A 1,936-nucleotide genomic window follows, 5' to 3' on the forward strand; every position below is an offset into this window, starting at 1 on the left:
GATGCGCACGAGGGTAACGGCAATATCTCAGTTGCCCGTCCGCCTGGAGAAGCTCGCACGTTTGGTTATCGAATTATGTTGGAGCGATGAATGTTTGGGGATGGCTATCTCGAGTAGGCGAGCCGTCGGGCATTTCGTCGGCGGTGTGAACGACACCTCGGTGGCGTGAGGCGTTCAGCCGTCTCGATCGAATTGCCATGCGGCAGGCGCGCCGCCATTCGTGACGTTCTGTCTCGAGCCTGGTCGAGATATTGACTGTTACCGTCGGTTGCACATACCCTGTTGATTGGCGCTGACCTTAGGGAATCCGGCCTGGACCGGTTGATGATTCTCGGCCACTGCCGACGCCAGATGTAGCTTCGCGACGACCTACGAAACGAGTTTCCTCATGACACAGCATGTCGACGTACTGATCATCGGCGCTGGCTTGTCCGGAATCGGCGCGGCTTGCCACCTCATTCGTGAGCAGACCGGAAGCACTTACGCGATCCTCGAGCGCCGCGAGAACATCGGTGGCACCTGGGCGAGAACTCGCTGACGCATCCTTAACTCCTCGACCACGCTGGATGGCGCTTGTTTGCATTCTCCAGGGCTCGCCGTGGATCAGCCATGTCATTTTGAACATGTTGGGCTGCAAGCAGATACATTTTTCGTTGAATGTGTCATTGTGCGAGAATGCGGATTCCGTTGGCGTCCTGGGCGAGGATGTGGGCGAAGTGGCGGTTGGATTTGTCGAGTCCGTCGGAGAGGTTCGCGCCACGCAAGAAGGATGCTGCGGCGGCGTCGAGGTGCCGCGCAATGCGCAGGAGCAGGCCGAGGGGCGGGAACGAGGAAGACGTGGGCGTCTGCGGTGATAATGTCGAGGGTCGATAGTAGCGACAGACCGGCCTCAGTTTCGTTGTCGTCGTGGTTGATGTGGGCGACTTTCAATGCTTCGGCCGGGGCTGCCGCTGGAAATTTCTGTGCCGAGCCTGCGACAATGTTTCCGTTTTGTCGGCACGACAGCGAACTATTGGCGGTAATGGTGTTGTGCTGCAATGTGTCCTTATTTTCAACGTTGCTTGACAGGGGCGCACGGGAGTCGGAAGCAGAAAACGGCAGGGTTAACCGCGATAGCGGCGAGGGAACCGCTGCATGCGCGGGAAGGATACGAGCTGCTGAGTCCGAGCGCTCCTCTTACCGGCGGCGACATGTGATCATCGTTCTGAAATCGATACTGTCTAGGTTTTTCGACGTGAGGATCGTATGTTCGCTGATCGGTTGAATATGTTGTTCGAGGATTCGCCGCGATTCGGTCGTCCGGTCACGCAAGCTGTGGTGGCGGACGGTCTCGCCGCGAGTGGCTCTCGCCTCTCCCGCCCTTATCTGTCTCAGTTACGTCGAAGTAGGCAGACGAACCCTTCTCCGGATGTGGTCGCTGTGCTTGCTAATTTCTTCGGCGTCGATGACAAGTATTTTTATCTGCCGGTCGACAGTGAGGGGGCGGAACCGTCGGTTGTCATCGACTGTCTCGAACAGGGGGCGTTGCGGCAACTGTTGGCTGCAGTGGTCGGCCTTTCCGAGTCGTCCACAGGGCTGGTCGTCGACATGGCGGAACGTTTGCGCCGCGCAGAGAAACTTCCAGAGATCACTGCGGGCGCTGATTGACCGAAACGTACTGCTATAGACCGGTTCCCCGACGCTGAAAGGTGAACGGTCTGGAGTGGTAGGGACGAGTATCTGCTCCTGACTGGGGAACTCGTTTTCGAAGACCACTGGGACTGCTCTCCGGGATGCGTTCGACTATGCCGTGCTCGATCGTCGGAGAACGTTCGGCGTGTTTGCGGTGCGATCGCTCACTACCCGACGTAGGGTCGGATTCCGCCAGATTATCGACCCAACCCCGAGAGTATGGCGCCGGGGGACGGGTCACGGCATTTCTCTGCCTACCGCCCCT

The 1,936-nt window shown here is 58.5% G+C and carries 3 protein-coding genes; all 3 read left to right on the forward strand.

What is annotated here, in order from left to right:
* Positions 1 to 388: 388 nt before the first annotated feature.
* The 3 genes from ABT116_RS43780 (at position 389) to ABT116_RS43790 (ending at position 1,647) form a co-directional block, all read left to right on the forward strand.
* Positions 389 to 538, forward strand: a complete 150-nt coding sequence (locus tag ABT116_RS43780; protein ID WP_351646387.1) for an NAD(P)-binding protein — start codon at positions 389 to 391, stop codon at positions 536 to 538.
* A 28-nt stretch (positions 539 to 566) separates the two neighbouring features.
* Complete coding sequence (locus ABT116_RS43785; RefSeq protein ID WP_042926913.1) at positions 567 to 854, forward strand: hypothetical protein; 288 nt, start codon at positions 567 to 569, stop codon at positions 852 to 854.
* Positions 855 to 1,245: 391 nt separating this feature from the next.
* Entirely contained in the window at positions 1,246 to 1,647 is a 402-nt protein-coding gene (locus ABT116_RS43790) for a helix-turn-helix domain-containing protein (protein ID WP_351646389.1), read from the forward strand.
* Positions 1,648 to 1,936: the final 289 nt, after the last annotated feature.

Origin of the sequence: Streptomyces sp. NPDC002130 (genome assembly GCF_040296465.1) — a bacterium.
Taxonomy (GTDB): Bacteria; Actinomycetota; Actinomycetes; order Streptomycetales; family Streptomycetaceae; genus Streptomyces.

Bases quoted from the DNA above. Each gene is read 5' to 3' on its own strand.
- ABT116_RS43780 (WP_351646387.1), top strand. From the start codon at position 389: ATGACACAGCATGTCGACGTACTGATCATCGGCGCTGGCTTGTCCGGA.
- ABT116_RS43785 (WP_042926913.1), top strand. From the start codon at position 567: ATGGCGCTTGTTTGCATTCTCCAGGGCTCGCCGTGGATCAGCCATGTC.
- ABT116_RS43790 (WP_351646389.1), top strand. From the start codon at position 1,246: ATGTTCGCTGATCGGTTGAATATGTTGTTCGAGGATTCGCCGCGATTC.